Source organism: Frankia umida (assembly GCF_023242945.1).
GTDB classification, from domain to species: Bacteria; Actinomycetota; Actinomycetes; order Frankiales; family Frankiaceae; genus Frankia; species Frankia umida.
On record NZ_JALKFT010000031.1, the window covers coordinates 15777 to 38090 of the forward strand.

General features: G+C 73.4%; 14 protein-coding genes and 1 pseudogene. 6 read left to right on the forward strand and 9 right to left on the reverse strand.

Annotation, left to right across the window (positions count from 1 at the left end):
* Positions 1–21: 21 nt before the first annotated feature.
* Positions 22–1338 (reverse strand): cytochrome P450, encoded by a 1317-nt coding sequence (locus MXD59_RS21510; protein WP_248826440.1) that lies wholly within the window; start codon positions 1336–1338, stop codon positions 22–24.
* A gap of 793 nt (positions 1339–2131) precedes the next feature.
* Here MXD59_RS21510 and MXD59_RS21515 point away from each other — a divergent pair.
* Positions 2132–4807, forward strand: a complete 2676-nt coding sequence (locus MXD59_RS21515) for an MMPL family transporter (RefSeq protein WP_248826441.1) — start codon at positions 2132–2134, stop codon at positions 4805–4807.
* 413 nt (positions 4808–5220) lie between these two features.
* A complete protein-coding gene (locus MXD59_RS21520; RefSeq protein ID WP_163550097.1) occupies positions 5221–5409 on the forward strand; it encodes a hypothetical protein in 189 nt (62 codons plus the stop codon).
* A gap of 76 nt (positions 5410–5485) precedes the next feature.
* On the opposite strand, the gene MXD59_RS21525 is transcribed toward MXD59_RS21520, so the two are convergent.
* On the reverse strand, positions 5486–5749 hold the full coding sequence (locus MXD59_RS21525) for a DUF2277 domain-containing protein (RefSeq protein WP_248826442.1): 264 nt from the start codon (positions 5747–5749) through the stop codon (positions 5486–5488).
* 246 nt (positions 5750–5995) lie between these two features.
* Between MXD59_RS21525 and MXD59_RS21530 the strand changes: the two genes are divergently transcribed.
* Positions 5996–6514: a hypothetical protein gene (locus MXD59_RS21530; protein ID WP_163550095.1), complete on the forward strand. Its 519-nt coding sequence runs from the start codon at positions 5996–5998 to the stop codon at positions 6512–6514.
* A gap of 101 nt (positions 6515–6615) precedes the next feature.
* Here MXD59_RS21530 and MXD59_RS21535 read toward each other — a convergent pair whose 3' ends face one another.
* Positions 6616–7485 (reverse strand): oxygenase MpaB family protein, encoded by an 870-nt coding sequence (locus MXD59_RS21535; RefSeq protein WP_248826443.1) that lies wholly within the window; start codon positions 7483–7485, stop codon positions 6616–6618.
* Between the two features lie 297 nt (positions 7486–7782).
* Between MXD59_RS21535 and MXD59_RS21540 the strand changes: the two genes are divergently transcribed.
* Positions 7783–8637, forward strand: coding sequence for an SAM-dependent methyltransferase (locus MXD59_RS21540; RefSeq protein WP_248826444.1), 855 nt, complete (start codon positions 7783–7785; stop codon positions 8635–8637).
* On the opposite strand, the gene MXD59_RS21545 is transcribed toward MXD59_RS21540, so the two are convergent.
* Positions 8610–8750, reverse strand: coding sequence for a hypothetical protein (locus MXD59_RS21545; protein ID WP_248826445.1), 141 nt, complete (start codon positions 8748–8750; stop codon positions 8610–8612). The genes MXD59_RS21540 and MXD59_RS21545 overlap by 28 nt on opposite strands.
* A 222-nt stretch (positions 8751–8972) precedes the next feature.
* Here MXD59_RS21545 and MXD59_RS21550 point away from each other — a divergent pair, with 222 nt between their 5' ends.
* Positions 8973–10418, forward strand: coding sequence for an aldehyde dehydrogenase (locus tag MXD59_RS21550; RefSeq protein ID WP_248826446.1), 1446 nt, complete (start codon positions 8973–8975; stop codon positions 10416–10418).
* A 449-nt stretch (positions 10419–10867) separates the two neighbouring features.
* On the opposite strand, the gene MXD59_RS21555 is transcribed toward MXD59_RS21550, so the two are convergent.
* Positions 10868–13939 carry a SpoIIE family protein phosphatase gene (locus MXD59_RS21555; protein ID WP_248826447.1) on the reverse strand — a complete coding sequence of 1024 codons (3072 nt, stop codon included), beginning with the start codon at positions 13937–13939 and terminating at the stop codon, positions 10868–10870.
* Between the two features lie 95 nt (positions 13940–14034).
* A pseudogene (locus MXD59_RS27070) lies at positions 14035–14883 on the reverse strand (helix-turn-helix transcriptional regulator).
* A 97-nt stretch (positions 14884–14980) separates the two neighbouring features.
* Here MXD59_RS27070 and MXD59_RS21570 point away from each other — a divergent pair.
* Positions 14981–15454, forward strand: a complete 474-nt coding sequence (locus MXD59_RS21570) for a YbaK/EbsC family protein (protein WP_248826450.1) — start codon at positions 14981–14983, stop codon at positions 15452–15454.
* A gap of 311 nt (positions 15455–15765) precedes the next feature.
* On the opposite strand, the gene MXD59_RS21575 is transcribed toward MXD59_RS21570, so the two are convergent.
* The 3 genes from MXD59_RS21575 to MXD59_RS26680 all read right to left on the reverse strand — a co-directional run bounded on the left by MXD59_RS21575 (position 15766) and on the right by MXD59_RS26680 (position 22188).
* Complete coding sequence (locus MXD59_RS21575) at positions 15766–17274, reverse strand: PP2C family protein-serine/threonine phosphatase (protein WP_248826451.1); 1509 nt, start codon at positions 17272–17274, stop codon at positions 15766–15768.
* Between the two features lie 8 nt (positions 17275–17282).
* The gene (locus MXD59_RS21580; protein ID WP_248826452.1) at positions 17283–20354 is read right to left on the reverse strand and encodes a tetratricopeptide repeat protein; all 3072 of its coding nucleotides are present in this window, start codon (positions 20352–20354) and stop codon (positions 17283–17285) included.
* A 415-nt stretch (positions 20355–20769) separates the two neighbouring features.
* Positions 20770–22188 (reverse strand): GlnX family signal transduction membrane protein, encoded by a 1419-nt coding sequence (locus tag MXD59_RS26680; RefSeq protein WP_283097281.1) that lies wholly within the window; start codon positions 22186–22188, stop codon positions 20770–20772.
* Between the last annotated feature and the right edge of the window lie 126 nt (positions 22189–22314).

The window sequence follows — 22314 nt, forward strand, 5'->3', positions numbered from 1 at the left end:
CGGGGCTACCAGGTGACGGGGCTACCAGGTGACGGGGAGAGCCTCGGGACGTCCGATGGGGGCCTTGACCTCGTAGCGCAGGTCTGCGGCGGGGACGGCCAGTCGCAGGTCGGGGACCTTCTCGATCAGGGCGGTCAGCAGCTCGGTGAGTTCCACCCGGGCCAGGTGGGCGCCGATGCAGTGGTGCGGGCCGTGACCGAAGGTGAGGTTGGGGACGGGGGTGCGGGTGAGGTCGAGGCGGTCGGGATCGGGGAAGACGGCGGGGTCGCGGCTCATGGCCGCGAGCGGGACGACGACGACCTCGCCGGCGCGGACGACGAAGTCGCCGAGGTCGACGTCCTCGGTGGCGACACGGGGGAACGTCATCGACAGCGGGTGGTAGCGCAACAGCTCCTCGACGGCGTCGGGCATCCCGTCCGGGTTCGCCACCAGCCATTCCCATTGGGATCGGTCGTCCAACAGTGTGGTGAGGACGTTGCTCATCACGCCGGCCGTCGTCTCGAAGCCGCCGATCAGCAGTGTCATGGTGAGCGAGTGCAGTTCGGTCTCGGTCAGCGGCACGTCGCCCGCCTCCGGCGACGTTTCCCCCGCAGAGGTGGACGCATCACGGAGGGATTCTTCGTAGGCGTCCAGGATGACGTCAAGAAGGCCCTGTGGCTCGGCGCTGTTGACACCGTTGTGTAGGCCGTCGGTGGCTGCGGAGACGGTGGTGGACCGGGCTTCGCGACGGGTACGGACGAGGTTTCCCAGATAGCCGTAGAGAGCGCCGAGTCCGGCGGCGGCGGCCTGCGGGTCGAGGTGGAAGCGGAACAGGGACTCGCTCCACGTGCGGACCTTCTCCCGGTCGAGGTCGGGGACGCCAAGCAGATGGCAGATGACCTCGATGGGCAGGTGGAAGGCCAGTGGCCGCAGGTCAGCGGGGGTGTCGGCGGCGAGCATCGCGTCGATCCGCGCATGGGCGGTGGCGCGGACGAACGGGCGCATCCGTTCGATCCGGCGGTGCGCGAAGCCGGCGTTGACCAGGCGACGAATGCGGGTGTGCGCGGGCGGGTCGAGCCACAGCAGCGAATTGGGGTCGGGAATCTGCCCGGCGGTCAGCGGGGGGTTGAAGTCGAGGGTTCTGGTCCGGGAGAACCGGGGGTCGGCGAGCATCGCGCGGGCCGGCGCGGTGCGCACGATCAGCCAGATGGGCAGCTGGGACGGACCGAAACGGACGCGGGTGGCGGGGCCCTGGCGGGCAAGTTCGGCGATGCGGGTGGAGGTGTGCGGAAGAAACGTGTCCGGAAACGGGAAGGACGGAATGTCCTGTGTGTTCTGCACAGTTTCGGTGACCGACATCGGGGTCGGAGTTCCCTTCGGAGCCGTGGGGGCGAAGAACCGAACCGGGAGCGAACCGGGAGCGGAACGGGAAACGCGGTGCCGTCCGATCGAGCGCCATCCTCACACGTGACGTTGGCGTCAGGTTGTGAGAATCGAACGATTGGACGTCGGATGTCCGTGATGCGCCATCCGTATGGGTGTGCGCGCGGTGACCGTCCGATCGTGGCAACTCATGGCCAGTCCGGACCCGCACGGTCACCGAGGCGTCGGGGTGGTACGCCATGACCGGGGCGGCCGGGCCACGCCGGCGTGGCGGCCGCGCGGGGTAGCAGGGGTGGGGGTCGGCGATCCGACGTGTGGCCCAACCCGGACGGGTGTCCGCCCGGGGCCGCTTCCGGCTCCCCGGATGGGGGCAGGTCGGCGCGTCCTCACGCGGTGTCACCGGGTGCCGGGCCACCCGCCGGTGGTCACCTGGGTGGGTCCGGCCGGGTACGCGGGTGGCCCGACGGTGCCCCGGGGGCGTCCCGCGGGTGCCCGATGTCCGTTGTCGGGCAGGCGTCCGGATGGCTGGCGGCGGTCCCGGCGGCGGCGTCCGACGGGATGGGTGGACGTGTGGGTGCTGTTTCGCGGATGTTGCCGCCAGCTCTCGGTGCGATTGCCCACTACCGCCACCGGAGTGCCTATCTGGGCGTTCCGACTGCGGATCGTGTTGACGCGTCGGCGGGTGGCGGGTGAGATTTGCCGAAGTAAATCGGACAATTTCCGTAAAGGGCCATATAGCCGGCCCGTGCCGTGCCGGAGGATGAGGCCCGTGGCTCTGCTGGTGCGCTGGTGTCAGCGACACCGCTGGCTGGTCGTCACGGTGTGGGTGACGTCCCTGGTGGGTGCGCTCGCGATGGCCGGGCATGCCGGGCCGCGGTTCTCCGTCGAGCTGGCCGGCCATGACGCCGAGTCACAGCGGGCCCTGGACACGGCCGCGTCGTTCATGCCGTCGGGGACGGTGCCCGATCTGGAGACGGTCGTCGTGCGGGCGCGCTCCGGCACGGTGCAGGTCCCGGCGGTGCGGGCCCGGATCGCCGAGATGGTCGCGCAGCTGGGGACGGTGCCCGGCGTCGCCGGTGCGTTCGACCCGTTCAGCCCGGCGGCCGCGCTTCCGATAGGCGGGTCGCCGCTGAGCGCCGACGGCCAGGCCGCGGTCGTCTCGGTGCTGATGAAGGGTTCGCCGACCGCGCCGGACCACGCCGCCGTCCGCGCGCTGATCGACACCGCCCGCGCCTACGACGGGCCCGACCTTCAGGTCGAGGTGAACGGACCCGGTGCCACCATCATCGTGCAGTCGGGTATCTCGCTGTGGCCGGTCGCACTCGCCGTGGGCATCGCCCTGCTGGTGCTGGGCCTGATGGTCCGGGCACCGGCGGCGGTCGCGGTGTGCATGCTGGTCGCGCTCGTCGCCGCGGGGATGGCGACGGCCGCGGCGATGCTGCTGTCGCTGCGGGCCGACCTCAACCAGCTCGCCCCGCTGCTCACCCTCGTCCTCGCCTTCGGGATGACCCTGGGGAGCAGCGTCGTCATCGTCAACCGCACCCAGAACCAGCTGCGTGCCGGACTCGACCCGCCCCAGGCGGCCCGCGCGGCCCTGCGCCACCCGGGACGGGCCACCGCGATCGGCGGCCTGGCGCTGGCCGGGGTCATGCTCGCCACGAGCGCCCTGCGTCTGAGCGTGTTCGACGGCCTGGCCCTGGCCGGGTTCACCGCGGCGATGGCGAGCGTGCTGGCCGTGATGACGCTGCTGCCCGCGGCGCTGCGCCTGACCGGGCACGGCCTGCTCGTCTGGACCGAACGCACCCTGCTGCGCCGCAGCGGCACGGGCCTGCCGGTGCGCCCGGGCCTGCGGTCCTGGTGGGCGGGCATGGTCGCCCGGCACCCGCAGGTCCTCGCGGGAGTGGCCATCGTCGCGCTCGCCGTGCTCGCGATGCCCGTCACCGGGCTGACCCTCGGCGGTGGCGACAACGGTGCCGATCCGACGTCCAACACCACCCGGCGGGGCTACGACCTGATCAGCGAGGCGTACTTCCCCGGGCTCAACGGCCCGATGCTCGCCGTCGTGACCGGACTGCACACCGGCGCGCCCGACCCGCTCCCCGGGGTGATCCAGGCGCTCAACGACGCGCCCGGTGTGACACGGGCGTTCCTGTCGCTGCGCAACGACGCCGCCGGCGGGGCGCTCGTCCAGATCCTGCCGGACGACGGTCCGCGCGCGCCGGGCGCGACCGAACTCGTCCACCGGCTGCGTGAGCAGGTGGTGCCGGCGGCGATCGCGGGCAAGGGACTGACCGTGCGGATCAGCGGGCAGGCCGCCCTGTTCGCGGACATGTCCAGCCGGTTCGCCGCCGTGCTGCCCGGCTTCCTGGCGCTGGAGTTCGGCATGCTCGGGCTCACCACGCTGTTCGCGCTGCGCTCGGTGCGCCACAGCCTGGCCGTGATGACGGCGAGCCTGCTCGCCCTCGCCGCCACCCTGGGCGCGATCACCTGGGTGTTCACCGAAGGCCACCTCGCCGCGCGTCTCGGCGTGCGACCCGGCCCGGTCGAACCGTTCCTGCTCGGCATCATCATGATCGTCGTTTTCGGTCTGGCGATCGGGATGCACCTGACGATGCTCAGCAGCCTGCACGCCGCCGCCGACGATCCCGACCAGCGCCGGGCCATCAGCAGCCGCCACGCGGACGTCGGCCACATCGTCGTCACCACCAGCCTGATCATGGTGATCGTGTTCGCGGCGCTGGCCGCACAGCCCGTTCGGGTGATGAAACTGCTGGGCGTCGGCCTGTCGGTGGGTGTCGTCCTGGACGCGCTCGTCGTACGCATCCTGCTGCTGCCCGCGCTGCTGCACCTGCTGCGTCCCGGCCGTGGCACCGACGAGTCCAGCGGCTCCGGTCATGGTGGCCATGGGCTGCGCGTCTTTCGCAGCGGGACGTCCGACACCGGACCCGTCGGTGGCCGCGTCGGCGCCGGACGCGCCGCGGGTGGTGGCCGCTCCGGTGACGGTCGCTCGGACAGCGGTCGTTCGGGTGGGGGCCGGTCCGGTGGTGGCCGCGACGGTGGGAACAGCGGACGTCACCGCGTCGCGGCGGCCGAACGCCTGAGCACCCACACCGGCCCGACTGGCCCCTTCGGCTCCTTCGGTCCCGGCGGGCCGGGCGGGCCGGGCGGGCCGGGCGGGCGGGGCATCGTCACGGCGGACGGCCCCTCGCCGCGCGCGGGTTCCCGCCGTTCCAGGCCCGCCGCCGACCCCGGTAGCGCCGCCTCCACCGGTCCGTGGACGGTCCCGCCGCCGTCCGCCACCGGGCGGTTCCGTTCCTCACCGACCACGACAATGCCCGCCATGCGCCAGTCCGGCGGACCCGGCCATGCCCGGCCGTCCACCACCTCCGCCGCCACCACCGGTGAGCTGCGCCGATCCAGCCGGCACGGTCGCCGCTCCCGCTAGATCGCCGTCCATGAACGTTTCCGGCGATGGGGCGGTGGCCGCCGGTCCACGCTCCGGGACGGCGGGCGGCGACCCGTCCCCGGCGACCAGCACCCGGCGGCCGATGAACGGGCCGTCCGAACGGGCGGGCGGTATCCGCGGTGGCCGACCGTGCGGTCGCGGTCGGCCCGTGGTCGTCCAGGGGCCGTGACAGGCGGTGGTGGCGCCGGTGCGTGCCGGTGGGATGGCCGCTTCTCGCGGGTCGTGCCGCCGAGGTTGATCGCCGGATGCGACACAGGCGATCCGACCTGCGACGTTCTGGTCCGGGATGCTTGGCCGCAATCAGCGAAGATGGCGTGCTTTATCAGCCGACGTTGCGGGAAAGCCTATTGCAACGGAACATTTCGGCGGCAGCGAGGACCAGGAGTAACCAGGTGAGTGTGTTCGACAGCTTGTTGACCGGACTGGACGACCAGGAACAGGACCGCACCCGGGAACTGATCGCCGACAGCGTCGCCGCCGACCGCGCGGGCGCCGAGGCCGGTCGCCCGCCGGAGCGGCTCGTCGACTCAGGTAACCGCCGGCGCCGCTCCCGCGCCGACATGGCCCGCCACCGCCGCTGATCGCAGGCGCCCTGATCGCCGGCGTCGCCAGCCGTAGGAGCCGCTGACGGTAGGGCCGATGCCAGACCGGCCAGGCTCAGAGCCCGAGCCGGGCACGCACCTCGGGGCGGCGCAGCGGCGGCACAGTGGCGGGTGGCTGCCGGCGGGCGGGCAACGTCCCGAGCAGCCGGTGGACCACCGCCGCCACCTCGGCGACGGCCACCTCGACCGCGTCATCGGCCGCCGATGACGGACGACGCACCCCACTGACCTTTCGAATGAACTGGCGCGCGGCCGCCTCGATCTCCTCGTCGCTCGCCGGTGGTTCGAGGCCCCGCAGTTCCGTGATGTTGCGACACATGCCGTCACGCTAGCTTCCCTCACCGACAGTTTCCCGCGGACGTCCGCCGCCCCGTGGACGCACGTATCGGCCCAGGTGGGCTGGATCGTGCCCGGGGGTGGACCCGCCGGGCGAAATCCGCGTCTGCTTCCCCGTGCAAGGGGGAGAATAGGTTGGGTAGTGCCGCGTCCGGCGCGGTACAGGTCGATCCGGTCGGCGTAGCGGGCCGAGGGTCGGCGCACCAGGCGCGGAGGGAGTCAGGCGGTCATGGCGGACAGCTACTACGGCGGATCGGCCGAACCCGGCCGCGGCGGTGCGGGTGGGCGCGGCGGTCCGGGGGGTCGAGGCGGGCGTGGCGCCCGGTTCGCGCAGGCACGGCGGCTGGTCAGCCAGGCCGGGCAGGATCGCACCACCGGGTGGTACCTGCCCCTGGTGACGACCGTCATCGCGGCGGGCGCGTCGTTCGAGGCGTTCGGGCGTGCTTTCGGCCTCATCTACGCGGTTCTGCTCACGGGCGCGTTCGTCGCGCTGACCTGGAGCACCATCCGCCTGATGCCGTCGGTGTCAGACCAGATGAACGTCTCCCGGGTCACCGCCGTGCAGCGGATCACCACCGTCGCCAACACGCCGGTACGCACCCGCGGTTCCTATCTGATGATGGCCGGGTTGCCGGTCGTCATCGCCCTGATCAAGACGGTCGGCTTCTTCGTCCTCGGCGGCATCCTGATCGTCGGAGTCATCGTCGGCGCCGCCGTCGCCGCCGCCTTCGTGTTCGAACGGCGCTGACGGCGCTGGCGGCGCTGCGACAGGGTGCTGAGGGCGCTGTCCCCGAGCAGTCGTGGACGGCATGCCAACGGCCGTGCCGCGGTGGGCGGGGGAGCCGGCGACTAGTCGATGCCGGCGTGGGGCACGGCAGGGTCGGCCGCGCGGGTCGCCCAGCGGATGGTGGTGACGATCGTCTGGCCACAGAGACGTCCGACGGTCGCCTCTGTGGCCGGCAGGTACGGCAGGCGTAACGGCCAGCGCGTCCACACGGGCATCAGCCCCACCGCCGCACCGGCGAGCGCGCCGTACGGGGCGCGGGCGGCCAACGGCAGCGGCGCGCGCAACAGCAGGTAGCGGGCGGCTGAGCGGGCCTCGGGCGTGCCGGTGAGCTCCGGCCGGTAGGAACGCAGCGTGTCGTCGAGTTCGGCGGTGGTACGCGGCGGATCCTTGATGCCGAGCCGTTCGGCGATGACGGCGGTGTCGGCGACGTAGCCGTCCCGCCGCGCGGCATCCAGCGGATGGGCGCCGTACCGCTGGTAGGCGGCGAGGAAACTGTCGACCTCGGCGACATGCACCCAGCGCATCAGCTGCGGGTCGCCGGCAGCGTAGGGCCGGCCGTCCGCGGCCACACCACGGACCCGCCGGTGGACGGCGCGCACCCGGGCGATGGCCCGTTCGGCCTCGTCGGCCGGGCCGAACGTCGTCGCCGCCAGGAAGAAGCTGGTGCGCGCCAGGCGGCCCCACGGGTCGTTACGAAAATCCGAATGCTGCGTCACCCCGGCGATCGCCAGTGGATGCAGCGACTGCAACAGCAACGCCCGCAGGCCACCGACGAACATCGCCGAGTCCGCATGCACCAGGCGGATCGGCCGGTCTTCGGCGAACCAGCGCTCACCGGGCGCGGCGAAGATCCGCTCGCGGCGCCCGGCGCCCTCGGGCCCGGCGACCCGCTGGAACACCTGCCCACCGAGCCAGCCCCGCAGCTGTGCCACCGGCCCGGCCTCGACCGGACCCGGCCCGCCCGTGGCGCCCTGCCGGATCCGCCTGCCCGGACCACCTGATATGCCCGGATCACCTGATATGCCTGGATCACTCGATGCGTCTGGATCGCCCACGGTGCTCCGGGCGGATCGCATGCCCGTTCCCATGCCACCCATCATGCGCCCGGCCGCCCACAGGTGCTGCCCTGTATTAGGGTGTCCGCAGCATCGCAGAGCAGTTTTGCGGTTTTGCCGCCTGTCATGCCGCTGTCTCCGCGGCCCTTGGCCCCTGACCCTTCGGAGTGCGCGATGTCGGCTGACGCGGCTGTTCCGTCCAGCCCGCAGGACCGGGTGGACATCTCGGTTCCGCATTCGGCGCGGATCTGGAACTACTGGCTCGGCGGCAAGGACAGCTACCCGGTGGACCGGGTGGCCGGCGACGAGTACCTCAAGGTCTTCCCCGGCATCGCCGAGCTTGCCCGCGCCTCCCGCGGGTTCCTCACCCGTTCGGTCACGTGGCTCGCCGGTGAGGCGGGCATCCGCCAGTTCCTCGACGTCGGCACCGGGCTGCCCACCGCCGACAACACCCACGAGGTCGCCCAGCGCGTCGCCCCCGACAGCCGGATCGTCTACGTCGACAACGACCCGCTGGTGCTCGTGCACGCCCGTGCCCTGCTCGTCGGCACCCCCGAGGGCGCCACCGACTACCTCGACGCCGACCTGCACGACCCCGCCACCGTCCTGGCCGGTGCCGCCCGCACCCTCGACCTCGACCAACCCGTCGCGCTCCTGCTCATGGGCGTGCTCGGCCACATCGCCGACGACGACGAGCTTCGCCGCATCGTCGATGCCCTGCTCGCCCCGCTGGTGCCCGGCAGCTACCTGGTGAGCTACGACGGCACCCTGCCCGCGGGCCCCGCACCTGACAGCGACGCCGACAGCGGCGGTGGTGGCGACTTCGACGCCGCGCAGGACGAGTACAACGACAGCGGCGCCATCCCCTACATCCTGCGCACCCCGGACCAGTTCGCCCGCCGTTTCGACGGTCTGACGCTCATCGAGCCCGGCATCGTTCCGCACACCCACTGGCGTCCCGCGCCTACCGCCGACGGGGCGCTGCCGGCGGCCGTCGATGGCTACTGCGGCGTCGCCCGCATCCCCTGACCGATCCGAGCCGGGATCGCGGTGAGCAGGTGGACGACAGCGTCCGGCTCGGCGTCGAGCACCGCGCGGCGCACCACCGGGCCACTGAGGGCGTCCGCGGAGACGAACCGCATCCCGGCCCGTTCCGACGCCGCCGACCGGTGCGACTGTGCCCGCCCCGTACCCGTACCCGTGACCGTGTGCCCCGCCGGCCCACAACCGTGATCGGGTGAGCGGGCGCGACAATCGGTGCAGGATGTCCCGTGCGTCCGTCGACCGGCGGGCAGTGAACGGCGGGCGCGCATGGCGTATGGCACGTCGCGTGTGGCGGCCCGGCGCGATCAGCGGGAGGTCCTGTGCGTGGCTATGACCGGTTGTTCATCGGCGGAAACTGGGAGCGTTCGACGGGGACGGACGTCCTCGACGTGCACTCACCACACTCGACGGAGTTAGTGGGCCGCACACCCGCGGCGACGACGGCGGACGTCGACCGGGCGGTGGCCGCGGCCCGGGACGCCTTCGACACCGGACCATGGCCGCGGCTGGCCCCGGGGGAGCGGATCGCGCTGCTGCGGCGGTTCGCCGAGCTGTACGTGGCCCGCGCGCCGGAGTTCGCGGAGCTGATCACCGCGGAGATGGGCTCGCCGATCGGGTTCAGCCAGACCGGGCAGACCCTCGCACCGTGGCTGCTGCTGACCACCCTCGCCGACCTCGCCGAGACCTACCCCTGGGAGGCCGAACGCACCGGCGTGCTCGGCGACCCGATCACCGTGCGGCGCGAGCCGGTCGGGGTGGTCGGCGCGATCGTGCCGTGGAACGTGCCGCAGGCGGCCATCATGTCCAAGCTCGCCCCGGCACTGCTCGCCGGCTGCACCGTCGTGGTCAAGCCGGCGCCGGAGACGGCGCTCGACGCGCTGGCGCTCGCCGAGGTGATCGCCGAGGTGGGTTTCCCGGCGGGCGTGGTGTCCGTCCTGCCGGCGGGCCGCGAGATCGGCGAGCATCTGGTCACCCATCCCGGCATCGACAAGATCGCCTTCACCGGGTCCACCGCGGCCGGACGGCGCATCGCCGCGCTGTGCGGTGAGCGGCTGCGACGCGTCACCCTGGAGCTCGGCGGCAAGTCGGCGGCGATCATCCTGGACGACGCCGATCTCGCCGCCACCGTCGACGGGCTGAAGATGGCCAGCTTCATGAACAACGGCCAGGCCTGCGTCGCCCAGACCCGCATCCTGGCCAGCCGGGCCCGCTACACCGAGGTGGTCGACGCCCTCGCCGATCTGGTCGCCACCCTGCGGGTCGGCGATCCGGCGGACCCCGCCACCGACATCGGCCCGCTGGTCGCCGCCCGCCAGCAGGAACGGGTCGAGCACTACATCACGCTCGGCCAGGCCGAGGGCGCCCGGGTCGTCGCCGGGGGCAACGGCCGCCCACCCGGCCAGCCCGTCGGCTGGTATGTGCGACCCACCGTGTTCGCCGACGCGTCCAACGACATGCGCATCGCCCGCGAGGAGATCTTCGGCCCGGTGCTCACCGTCATCCCCTACGCCGACGAGGCGCAGGCCGTCGAGCTCGCCAACGACAGCGAGTACGGCCTGGCCGGTTCGGTGTGGACCGCCGACGCCGAACGCGGTCTGGACGTCGCCCGCCGGGTGCGTACCGGCACGTTCGCCGTCAACCGCTACACCACCGACTTCGCCGCTCCGTTCGGCGGCTACAAGGCGTCCGGCATCGGCCGGGAACACGGACCCGAGGGGTTCGACGCCTATGTCGAACTGAAGTCGATCGCCGGCCCCGCCACCTGACCTCCGCAGATCGCCGTCCGCCGCTCGCCCTCCGCCCTCCACCTATCGCCCTCCACTCACCCCTAGTCGCTCTCCGTTCGGCGATCGTCGCTCTCCGTCGGTCGCCGTAGCCGCAAAACCATCGCTGTCGCCACATGCCGAGGGTTGTTCTGGAATCAGGGCCTGATTTCCCGAACAACCCTCGGCACGAGCCCGAACAACCCTCGGCACAGCGACAGGTGGGCCGCCGGAGTCGGACTCGGTTCCGGTGTCGGACTCGGTTCCGGTGTCGGACTCGGTGGCGGTGGCGGTGGCGGGCTCGGTGGCGGTGTCGGTGTCGGGCTCGGTGGCGGTGTCGGAGCCCGCGTCGGGCTCGGTGCCGGTGTCGGGAAGGGGAAGGGGGCAGAGGGGCAAGACGGGTGGGGGACGGGCCGGGCACGCCAGGTCCGTGGGGCTGGTGACGGGGTGGGTCAGCGAGGGGGGCCGGCGAAGCGGACGGCGAGCAGGGCGGTGTCGTCCTCGTGGCCGCTGGGTCGGGCGACCGCGGCCAGCGCGCGGTCGCAGACCTCGTCGGGACTGCCGCCGGCGGACATCTGCGAGCGCAGCAGCTCCATGCCCTCGTCCACCGGACGGCTACGGTCCTCGACCAGGCCGTCGGTGTAGAACAGCAGTGTGCTGCCGGCGGTCAGGGTCAGCGAGGTCTCGGGGTAGTCAGCGAGGCCGGCGGTCAGCGGCGGGCCGGGGTCGATCGGCAGATACCGGGCCGGCGCGCCCGGCGTGATCAGCAGCGGCGGCAGGTGCCCGGCGGAGGCGACGACAAGCCGACCGGTGGACGGGTCGAGCACCGCGAGCGCCGCCGTCGCCGTGCGACCCTGCTCGAGTCGGGTGGCTGCAGCGTCCAGCCGGGTGAGCACCGTGGACGGGCGCGTCGGTGCCACCGTGTGTGCCCGCACGGCCGCGCGGATCTGGCCCATGGTCGCCGCGGCGTGGATGCCGTGGCCCATCACGTCGCCGATGACCAGAGCGACCCGTCCGTCGTCGAGGGGCAGTACGTCGTACCAGTCGCCACCGACCAGCGCACCGGCGCTGCCCGGCAGGTAGCGCCAGGCGAACGCGAGTCCGGGCAGCTGCGGGACGAGTTGCGGCAACAGGCTGCGCTGCAGGGTGACCGCGGTGCGCCGCTCGTGCTCGTACTGGCGGGCGTTGCCGATGGCGACCGTCGCCCGGTCGACGAGTTCGGCGACGACCCGCTGGTCGTCCTCGTCGTAGACATGCCCGTCGGCGGCGACCAGGCCGACCGCGGCCACCGCCTGTCCGCCGAGGGCCAGCGGCAACGCGAGGCGGGCGCCGTCCTGCGAGCGTGCTGGCCGTCCCGTGCGCAGTGCCTGTGTCATCCCGACGGGATCGGCCACCGCTCGCTGCACCGGCCGCGCCGCCCGCACCGAGTCGAACTCGTCCCACGGCTGGCCGGTCATGCCGAGGAACGACCGGGACTCGCCCTGGCTGCCCAGGCGCGGCTGGGGCTGGGTGACCCGACCGGCACTGGGCTGGAGGGTGTCACTGGCGGGTACGGCGGTGCCGGCGGTGTTGACGGGTTGGGTGGTGCCGGCGGTGTTGGCGGTGTTGGCGTGGTGGGTGAGGGCGGTGGGGGTGAGGGGGGTGGCGGTGGGGGTGAGGTCGGCGCGGTCTGCGACGGCGACGACCTGCACGCCGCCGTCCTCGTCGACGAGCACGGCGGCGGCGCGGGCGGCATGCCACGGCACCAGCAGGCCGACCAGATGCTCGAGGATGCGCGGCGTCTCGAGGGTGGAGGTGAACAGATCGGTCGCCGCGGCGAACAGGGTGGTGCGCTCACGCGCGGCCCGTTCGACGGCGAACAGCCGGGCCCGTTCCAGGGCGAGCCCGGTCTGCGCGGCCAGCGCCTCGACGAAGGCGCGTTCGTCCTCGTCGAACAACCGTGGATGGTCGAAGGTGAAGCGCAGCGCACCGAGTGTGCGCTCGCCGGCGAACAACGGCAGCACGCACATCGACTCCGCCGTCGGCTCCAGCTCGGCGAGGGCGGGAAACCGCAGGTCACGTTCGCGACGGGACTCGAGCCACACCGGTTCGCCGGTGCGTAGCGCCGCCATCGCCGGCAGCCGGTCGGTCATCCGTTCGGACCGCAGTGCGGCGATCATGCTGTCGCCGTAGCCGATGGACCCGGTCACCGCGAGCCGGCCGGCGTCCTGGGGGACCAGCAGCACCCCACCGGAGGCGCCCAGCACCGCCGCGCCCTGGGACACGACGGCCGTTGCCACCTGCTCCGGTGTGGTCGCCTGGGCCAGCGCCGCGGTGACCCGCTGCAACCGGGCGGAGCGTTCCGCGGTGCGCTGCGCGACGACGACGACGTCGAGGGTGTCCAGCAGGTACTGCTCGAAACTGCGTGTCGCGGCCGGACCGGGCCCGGTGTTCTGGCCGGCGGCGTGCTCGGCGGTGTGCTCGGCCGCGCGTAGCTGGGCGACCAGGGATCCGATGTACCAGCGGCGGAAGGCGACATGCTGCGGCGGGGACTCGACGGTGAGCAGCCGGGCGGCCCGGGCGTAACCCTCGATCTCCTCGAGGGCGGCGAGGTACTGCTCGGCGTCCGCCGCCGCGCTCGAGGGCAGGACGAGCTCCAGCGGTGTGCGGGGACATCCGGCCGCGGCCGCCCCCAGGGCCTGCCGCTTGATCGCCATCCGCGGCCCGGCGAACCGGGTGGTGACGATGGTCAGCAGTTCGGCGAGCCGTTCGGGCACGGCCACGCTCGCCCCGGACGCGGCGCCCGAGGCGGCCAGCGTGAACTCGCGGACCAGCCCGTCCACATGGTTCTTGGCGGCGAGCAGCAGATCGGTGGGCACATCGCCGAGGCGCACGACGTGCCCCGGCGACGACGACGGCGAACCCGACACCGGACGGGTCTGCTGGCGGACCCCACGAATCCCGGTCAGGCCACGCACCGCCACACCGCCATCGGCGACCTGGACGTCGTCCTCGCCACTGGTGTCGGTGGGGCGGAACTCGGCCCAGACGATCTTGCCGGTGGGCAGCGGGTCGACGCCCCACCGGCTGGACGCGGCCGCGACCAGCACCATCCCGCGGCCGGTCAGGGCGTCCCCACCGGCCGGTGGCCGCACCGGCAGCACCCGGCTCCCGTCGCGCACCTCCACCCGCAACGCAGCCCCACCGGTACGTACCCGCACCTCGATCGGCGCGTCACCATGCAACAGGGCATTGGTCGTCAGCTCACTGAGGACCAGACAGGCGTCGTCGCCGAACGATTCCCAGCGTCCGCCGCCGAGCAGCTTCGCCACCGCCCGGCGCACCTTGTCGACCCCGCCGGAACGGGCGTCCAACCGCATGACGACCACACCATCCGCGTCGGCAGTCCCGCCCGCGTCGACCGGGCCGCCCGCGTCGGCAACGCCGCCCACGTTGGCGGGGCCGCCCGCGTCGGCAACGCCGTGCGCGCTGGACGTGTTCTCCGCGCCGCTGTCTCCGTTCACGTTGTGACCGGCCTCCCGCACCGGCCGGCCACCTTGAGGATGCCGGCACCTTGACGGTCCGATGAGACGCGGCTGCCCGCACTGTGTCTCCGCGACGTCCAGCATGCCAGACAAGCTCAGTGATTCCCGCGTGGACCGCCCGACCGGGGGTCCTCGGTGACGGACCCACCGCGGGACGTCCCCGTCGTGGCCGGCGGCCCGGCCGCGGCGGCCCGGGCCAGGACCTCGGCGATCACCCGGACCTGATCGACCAGCTCAGGGGGGTCGACCACGGTGAACGGGGCCCCGACCACGCCGAGCAGCATCGTCGCCCAGTCGAGCGCGACGTCGTCCATCCGCAGCAGGCAACTGTCCGCGTCGATCACCTCGGTGCGTCCCCAGCCGCCGATCACCCGACCCACCTGGGACGCCGGCGCCCGAACCCGCACGACGACCCGATGCCGGGAGGCACCCCCGGCGACTCCCCGGCGCACATAGGCCGCCGCGTCGGCGTCCGGCAGCTCACGAGGTCGAAACCGCCGTCCGCCGCCGGTCACCGCCTGGACCCGGTCGACCCGGAAGGTGCGCCAGTCGTCCCGGTCGACGTCGCGGGCCAGCAGATACCAGCGTCCGCCGAGGGCCAGGCTCCACCCGGCGGCGGCTCGTCGCACCGGCCCGGTCGGTGTAGGCGAAGCTCACCTCCTCCTCGGCGCGGCAGGCCGAGGCCAGCGCGGTCAGCGTCGTCACGTCGACCGTCGGCCCGGACAGCGGCGCCGGCACGGTGAAGGCGGTGCCTGAAGCTGGTAACCGCCGGCGACCCCGCGGCTGGCCTCGACCGGGTAGCCGAGTTCCCGCAGCCGGTCGACGTCGCGACGCAGCGTGCGGGCGCTCACCTCGAGTCGTTCGGCCAGCAGGTCACCCGGCCAGTGCCGATGCGTCTGCAACAATGACAAAAGCCGCAACATTCGCGCGCTCGGGTCCGCCATCATCCCCATCCGGCTGGTTTTCGTCGCTGATGTCGCTAGTGTTGACCCGTTTGCGTCGGGTCGGATTGGCAGGGGTCACATGCGAGGAGCGGGACAGATGAGTCTGAGCAAGCGGGCTGGGCAGTTCCAGGAAATGCTCGACGGTCGCGGTTATGCGCTCGAGGTCCTGGAACTGCCGGACTCCACCCACACGGCCGACGACGCCGCCCGTGCCCTGGGCTGTTCGAAGGCACAGATCGTCAAGTCGCTGGTCTTTCGGGACACCGACACCGGCGGCCCCGTGATGGTCCTGGCCAGTGGCACGAACCGGGTGGACGAAACGAAGATCGCGGCCGTCCTCGGCCGTGACATCGCCCGGGCGGACGCCGCCTACGTCAAACGGACCACCGGTTTCTCCATCGGCGGCGTTCCCCCCCTCGGCCACAAACAGACGATGCTTCTGTTCGTCGACGAGGACCTTCTTCAGTACGACGAGGTCTGGGCCGCCGCCGGCACCCCCAACGCCGTCTTCCGCATTCCCGGCAAGATCACTACCATTCTCGACCCCCACACCGTTCTCCCCATAACCTGACCCCCGCCCCACCCCGCAACCACGCCCCGCCCCGTCCCGCAGCCAACCCGCGATAGGTAGCCAACCCGCGATGCGTGGTCGCTCGGCCCGGCTCTCACCGTGCTCAGCGACCACGCTTCCGGCCCTGACCGTGTCGGCCCCCCGCGCCACGAGGGTCAGGCCAGTGCGCTGTCCACGCATGTCTCACCGACAGCGCCGTCGTCACGGGCCGTCGTCACCGCTGGCAGCCCGGCGGGACGGGTGGGCCCGTCTGCCGTCCCGGAGTGTGCGCCCGCAGCGACTCCACCGCGGCCGGAAACGTTCATGGACAACTAGGGGAGATCGATGACGATCACCGTGATGTTGTCCCCGCCGCCGGCCAGGAGCGCGGCGGAGGTGAGGTGCCGGGCGACGGTCAGCGCCGACGCCTCGGGCGGGAGTTCCTGCACGCGCGCGGCGAGGCGCTTGGGTGCCGACAGGTAGTTCCACAGCCCGTCACTGCACAGGATGAGACGACCCTGCCCGGTCGGCGTGCACGTCACCACGTGCGGTGCCGTGCCGGGGCTGGACGTGCCAAGCCAGCGGGTGATGGTGTGCGAACCCGGACCCGTCTCGGCGGTGCCCGCCGGTCGCAGCCCGGCCCGTACCGCCTCGGCCGCCACCGTGTCGTCGGCGGTCAGCAGGTGCGGCCCGGCCTGGTCGAGCAGGTAGGCCCGGCTGTCGCCAAGCCAGCCGATGGTGATCTGCTCGGCGGTGACGATCGCGGCGACGAAGGTGCAGGCGGGGGTGTTGTCACTGTCGAGCGCGGTGGCCAGGGCGCCGCGCTCGGCGGCGGACGCCGCGGCCCGCAGCGCACTCGGCTGCCAGGCGGTGCCGGGTCCGGCGGCCGGATGACGGCGCGGTCCCAGCGGACGGGTGTCCCCGGCGGCCAGGTCCCGCTCGAGCGGGTCCCGATCGTGGGCCGGCGCGCCCTCGTCCCAGGGGTCGCCCCCGAACGCGGACGCCTCACCGGCCTCGGCCGTGCCACCGGCATCGAGCATGTCACCGGCCTCGGCCGCGCCACCGGCGTCGGACGCATCGCCGGGCGCGGCGCCACTCCCACCGCCGGCCCCGGCGTGACCGGCCCCGCCAGGACCAACCTCGCCAGGACCAACCTCGCCAGGACCAACCTCGCCAGGACCGGCCCCGGCGTGACCGGCCCCGGTGGGAGCGGTGAGGCCGGGATCGGTGAGGGGGGAGGCGTCCAGGAGGATGCCGGTGCCGGCGCCGACCGTGATGGCCTCGTGGGAGACGACCTCGTCGGCGGTGCCGGTGGGTGACGACATGGTCGTGGCGATGTGGGTGAGCAGGTCGACGGCGTCACGGGCCGCGCGCACGGCGGCCGGACCGGAACCGGGAGCCGTGGACACCCCGTCGCAGACGGCGGCCAGGATGATCGACTCGAGGCCGCCGGTCTCCGCGCCACCCGCGCCACCCAGGCCACCCACGCCACCGCCCTGTGCGACGGTGCCGCCGCCGGCATGGCCGGCCGGGATGGTGTGGTTCGCGATGGGTCCGGGGGGCGCGCCGGTGTCCTGCCGCGAGGGGTTCGGGTGGACGGTGCGCAGGGCGAAGCCGTCCTCGTTGGTGTGGTGGACCAGACCGACGTTGCTGACCGCGGCGGCCAGGTCAAGGTCGAGCTCGCTGTGGTCGCCGTTGCCGCCGACCATGGACGTGACGATGTCGACGGTCGGCGTCTCATCGGTGACCGGCACCGGATGGGAACCCGCGGGGTCGCCGACGGTCGAGGGGACGGACGAGCTCGACGGGGTGGGAGGCGTGGGGGAGGGCGGCAGCGTCATCGGAGACATCACAGGAGGGTTCGGGGGCGGATGCGGTTGGCGAGATCCACCAGGTGGTGGCGTTCGTGTCGGGTGGGAGCGTGCCGGGCGAGGGTGCGGTAGGCGTGTTCCAGGCCCAGACGGACGGGCACCGGTTGCAGTGGCGTCCCGGCGATCTCGGTGCCCGGGTCGGGCGCCTGGGCGCCGGAGCGTAGCAGGCGCAGCGCGTCGGTGAGCAGGTCCCGGGTGAGCGCGGCCCGGGTCGCCGGTGGCAGGTCCAGCTCGGCGAGAATCGCTGACGCGCTGCGCAGACCCGCGAGGGTCGGTGTCGCCGGGTCGTCACCGGCCACACCGAGGGCTCGCACCAGGTGGATGCGTGACCGCAGGTGCGCGTCCGGTGTGTTCGGCGTGGACGTCACCCGACGGTAGGCCTCCAGCGCCCCGGTGCGGTCCCCGGCGGCCAGGCGCAGCCGGGCCAGCCCGAACGCCGCGCTGGCGAACGAACTGTCGGTCCGGGAGACCAGGTCGTAGAGCACCCGGGCCCGATCGGGATTGCCCGCGGACTCGGCGGCGACGGCCAGCGCCAGCTTCGGGGCGAGCTCACCGGGAACCTCGTCGTAGACCTGCTCGAACGCGCTGGACGCCGCGGCGGCGTCATCCTCGGCGAGCAGCAGCAGCCCACGCAGCCAGTGGACGCGCCACTGCCGCGGGTCGTCGGCCGCGATGGCCGACAGCTGTGTCCGAGCCGCATCCCGTGCACCGGTGCGGATGTGCAGGTCGGCCAGCCGGAGCCGGGCCGCCGGACTGGCCGCTCCCAGCGCGGCGAGCAGGTCCGCGAGCTGGGCGGGTGGGACGTCCGGCAACGTCGCGAGGGCAGCGGCGGCCGGATCGGCCGGCTCGGCCAGCAGCTGGGGCAGCACCCGCCACGACAGCACCGGCCACGGCCCCGCCAGTTCACCGCCAGCACCCGTGCCACCGCCAGTTCCCGCACCACCGCCAGTTCCCGTGCCACTGTCGGGGCTGGCGTCGGGGCCGAAACGGGTGCTGCGGACGGGGGCGGGGAGCGGCCGGCCGCGTTCGGCGGCGACGATCTCCCGCAGGACACCGAGCAGCTCACCGTGTAGTTCGGTGGCGCTGGCGAAACGTCGAGCCGGGTCGCGGGCGGTCGTCTTCGCCAGCAGCCGGGTCAGCGACTCGTGCCGGGCCAGCACCGTGTGCGCGGTGGCCGGCGGCAGACTGAACCGGTACGTCGAGGTGAAACCGCGCAGGTCCAGGGCGAGGGCGGCCAGGGTCCGTCCGACGGCGTACAGGTCGCCGGCGACCGAGGGACCGTCGGTGCCCACCTCCGGCGCCTGGAACCCCAGCGCCCCCATCGCGGCGCCGCCGCGGCCGCTGCCCGGTCGGCGCTGGAGGCGCTGGATGGCCCGCAGGTCCACCAGCCGTACCTGGTGTCCGCTGGCCATGATGGTGTCCGGCCGGACGTCCCCGTACACCAGCCCGCGGCGGTGCAGGTACTCCAGCGCCGGCAGCGCGGCCATGACGTAGGCGATCGCGGCGGTCACCGGCAGCGGGTCCGGTCGTCCCACATCGGTCTGCCGTCGTCGCTGCATATCACGAAGCGTAAGACCAGAGACGTGTTCCGTGACGAGATAGCTGGTGTCGCCGTGCTCGAGGCACGTGTGGGCCTTCGCGATCCCAGGATGGTCCAGCTCTGTGAGGAAGCCCCGCTCGGCCATCGCCGCGACCCGGACGTCCCGCTCGGGGGAGGTGCACAGCCCTCGGAAGACGACCCAGGGCTGCGCCTCCGCGCTGTGATCGAGAGCCAGGTAGGTCCAGCCATGGGTGCCGTGGGCGAGCACACCCTCGATCTCGTACCGGCCGATCTGGTCCCCGGGCCGCAGCGACGGCCGCAGGGAGTAGGGCTGTCCGCAGCCGGCGCAGAAACCCTCCGCGAGTGCCTGCTGGCCGGCCCGGGCCCGTCCCACCGGCTCCCCGCAGCCCCGGCACACCCGCAACCGCAGCGGCAGCCGTGGGTCGATGAGCAGCAGCGACGCCGGATCGGGCCGTTCCACCGCGGGCAGCTCCACCAGCCCCGCCCCCGGCCCGTTGACCGACCCGGAGCCCGACCGTCCCGACGCGCCACCGGACCCGCCTGTCCCCCTGCCCGAAGCCGCCGGTTCGCCACCGGACCCGCCCGACCCGCCGGCCGAGGTTCCCTGCCCACCGGCCGGGCCGTGGACGAGGCCGGTTCCCGCCCCGCTGCCCGAACCGGCACCGTCGACGGCGCCGTGCCCGGAGGTGTCGGACGCCCGCTGCGAGCGCCCGCCGGTCGCGCTGCCAGCCGCGGACCAGAGCTGGTTCTGTCCGGGCCGGGGTGCCGGACAGCGCGCCGGAGCGACCGAGGCGGGACGCGCCGGAGGCTCGGCGCCTTCGTCACCTTCGCTTTTCGTCCAGACGGTCGGCGGCGGTGCGGTGGGGAACCCGGAGGCCCCCACCTCGTCCGACCACCCCGACCATCCCGGCCGCGGCGGCAGCGTCGCCGCCTCGTGATCACCGTCGGTTTCGTCCAGCACCCCACGCCCGGCAGCGCCGCCGCCCGTGCCCGCACCGCCCGTGCCCGCACCGCCCGTGCCCGCGCCACCCGTGCCCGCGCCACCCGTGCCCGCGCCATCTGCGCTCGGATTTCCCGAGCTCGCGCCGCCGGAGCCACCGGACGGTTTCGCCACGGGCGTCGGACGGGATGCCGGCGGTGCGGCGGTGGGAGCGGGGGATGCCGGCGGTGCGGCGGGAGGTGCCGGGGATGTGAACGGGGACACCGAGGGTGTGAACGGGGACGCCGGCGGGACGGCGGGAGAGAAGGTGGTGGGCCGGGTCGGGTCCAGCTCGGGTCCGCCAGGGGTGGAGGTCGCAGCCGAGAAGATGGTGGGCGGGGGCGCCACCGGCTGATGCGTGACCTGGGGGACCGCGGAGGGTCGCAGCGTGGCCGAGGCCGCGACGCCGGTGCTGGTGCCCGCGTTCGTGTCGGTGCTGATCTCGTGGGCCGCGGAGCTGACCGGGCCGCGGGACCAGCCGCAGGCCGGGCAGCGACCGTCCTGGAGCACACCGTGGCACGTGGGCCGCGGGCAGCGCTGGGGATCGGTCACTGCTCTCCTTGTCACTGGCCAGGCCGCCCGCCAACGTGAAGCCCGCACGATGACCGATGGTAGGTCGCCAGATCACCGATTTCGGCCAGCTGTCGCGTTCTCGTCATCCGACCCGAGATGCCCGATCCGCGCATCGTCGCATCATGGCTGGACGCACTCGTGCATCGCGCTCGGCGCCCGAGGGCGGGGTGGCCGGCGTCACCACCCTCCGGTGGCCCGCCGGCCACCCAGGGGAGGGCACCCGCTCGAGCACCGCCCGCGGTCGACCCTCGCATCTCATGATCCACGGCCGGTTCGCCCGGGGCCGCCGATGTGGCGGCCTCCACCCGCTCGCCTACCCTGGATCCTCCCTGGAACCGGGGGCCGGCGCAGGTCAGTGATAGTCGTTGATGCGTAGTTGGAGGCCGACGAAGGTGAGGACGGCGGCCAGGCCCAGCGTGATCGACAGGGCGGCGGGCAGCGTGTCGACGGTGTCGGCGGCGGCGGTGAGGTCGTCCGTGAGATGGGTGCGGCTGGCGTCGAGGACGGCCACGGAGCGTTCGTCGAAGGTGCGCAGGGCACCGGTCGCGTCCTGCTGGGCGAGCAGCGCGGCCGGCCAGAGGCCCTCGGGTCGTCCCGCGCCGTCGCGGATGCGCGCGGCGATGTCGGCGTAGTCGGTCCAGGCGGGGGTCAGAGCGGCGCGGGCGGCCTGGTCGGGGCCACCGGGGGCGGCGATCATGGCGAGCAGGCCGGCGCCGTCGGAACCGGCGGCACCTGCGGCGGGGGCGCTGGCCGGGTCGTGGCGCAGGCGGGTGCTCGCGGCGGCGGAGTCGGCGTCCAGGCGGGGGGCATCGGATCGGTCGAGCAGCGCGCGGACGTCGTCGGTCCAGGCACGCAGGGCCAGCACCCTGGCCTGCGAGGTTCGGGTCAGCGGGAGGTAGCCGTGGTCGCGGCCGTCCGCGATGTGATCATGTTGGGCGGCGAAGGCGAGCAGGGTCCAGCCCACGGCCACGGCGGACAGGACCGTCGCGGCGGCGAGGGCGGGATTCAGGACGCGGTTGGTCCGCCGCACCAGCCAGATCTGGGTGCTGACCAGCGCCCCGAACGTCAACGCGCCGAGAACGACGACGCCGACCAGCGGGTTCGTGGCCTCGGCCCGGTGCAGGGCGTGTTCGGCCCGGCTCTGCTCGGTGGCGACGATCCGGTCGGCCGCCGGCAGGATCGTGCGCCACATCAGTTCCGAACGGGCGGCCTTCGCCTGCGCCACCTCGCCACCGTAGGGGGACAGCTGCTGGGCGATGACCGTGAGCGCCGAGCCCGGATCGGCGTCGGTGCCGCCGTCGGCGTCGGGGTGGGCGCGGGCGAGCACGACGAGCTGCACCCCGACGTCCGCCATCGCCCGGCGGTAGGCCTCCCGCTGGCGGGCCACCTCGAGGCCGTCGTTGCCGCCGAGGCGGACGCGGGTGGCGGCGGCATCGGTACCGGCGAGGTCCGAACGCAGGCGCAGTGCCGCGACGAGCGTGGCGCTCTGCCCGCCGCCGGGTCGCCCGGACAGGGCGTCCAGCGTCCCCTGCCGGGCCTGGCTGGTGGCGAACGCCGTGATCCACAGCGCGACCAGCAGCACCATCACGACCAGCGAGACCAGCCGCAGCCGACCGGGTGGCGAGGACCACCAGTCCGACGGCCGCCACCCCCACGCCGACGGCGAGAAGGGGGCCGGCGACGACGGCGATGGCGCGGATGGTGGTGCTGCGGAGGCGGGGTCCGGGGGTGTGCCCGTGGCAGGCTGCGACGACGTGCCCACCCCGGTCATATCGGATGATGCTAGGCGACATCGGGCGCACTCCGGTCGATCTGTCCGCTGGGTGTCATCCCCCCGGGCCACCCCGAACGGACCCGCTCCGGCCGCCGCCACACCCGCGACCAGCCCCGGAGCAAG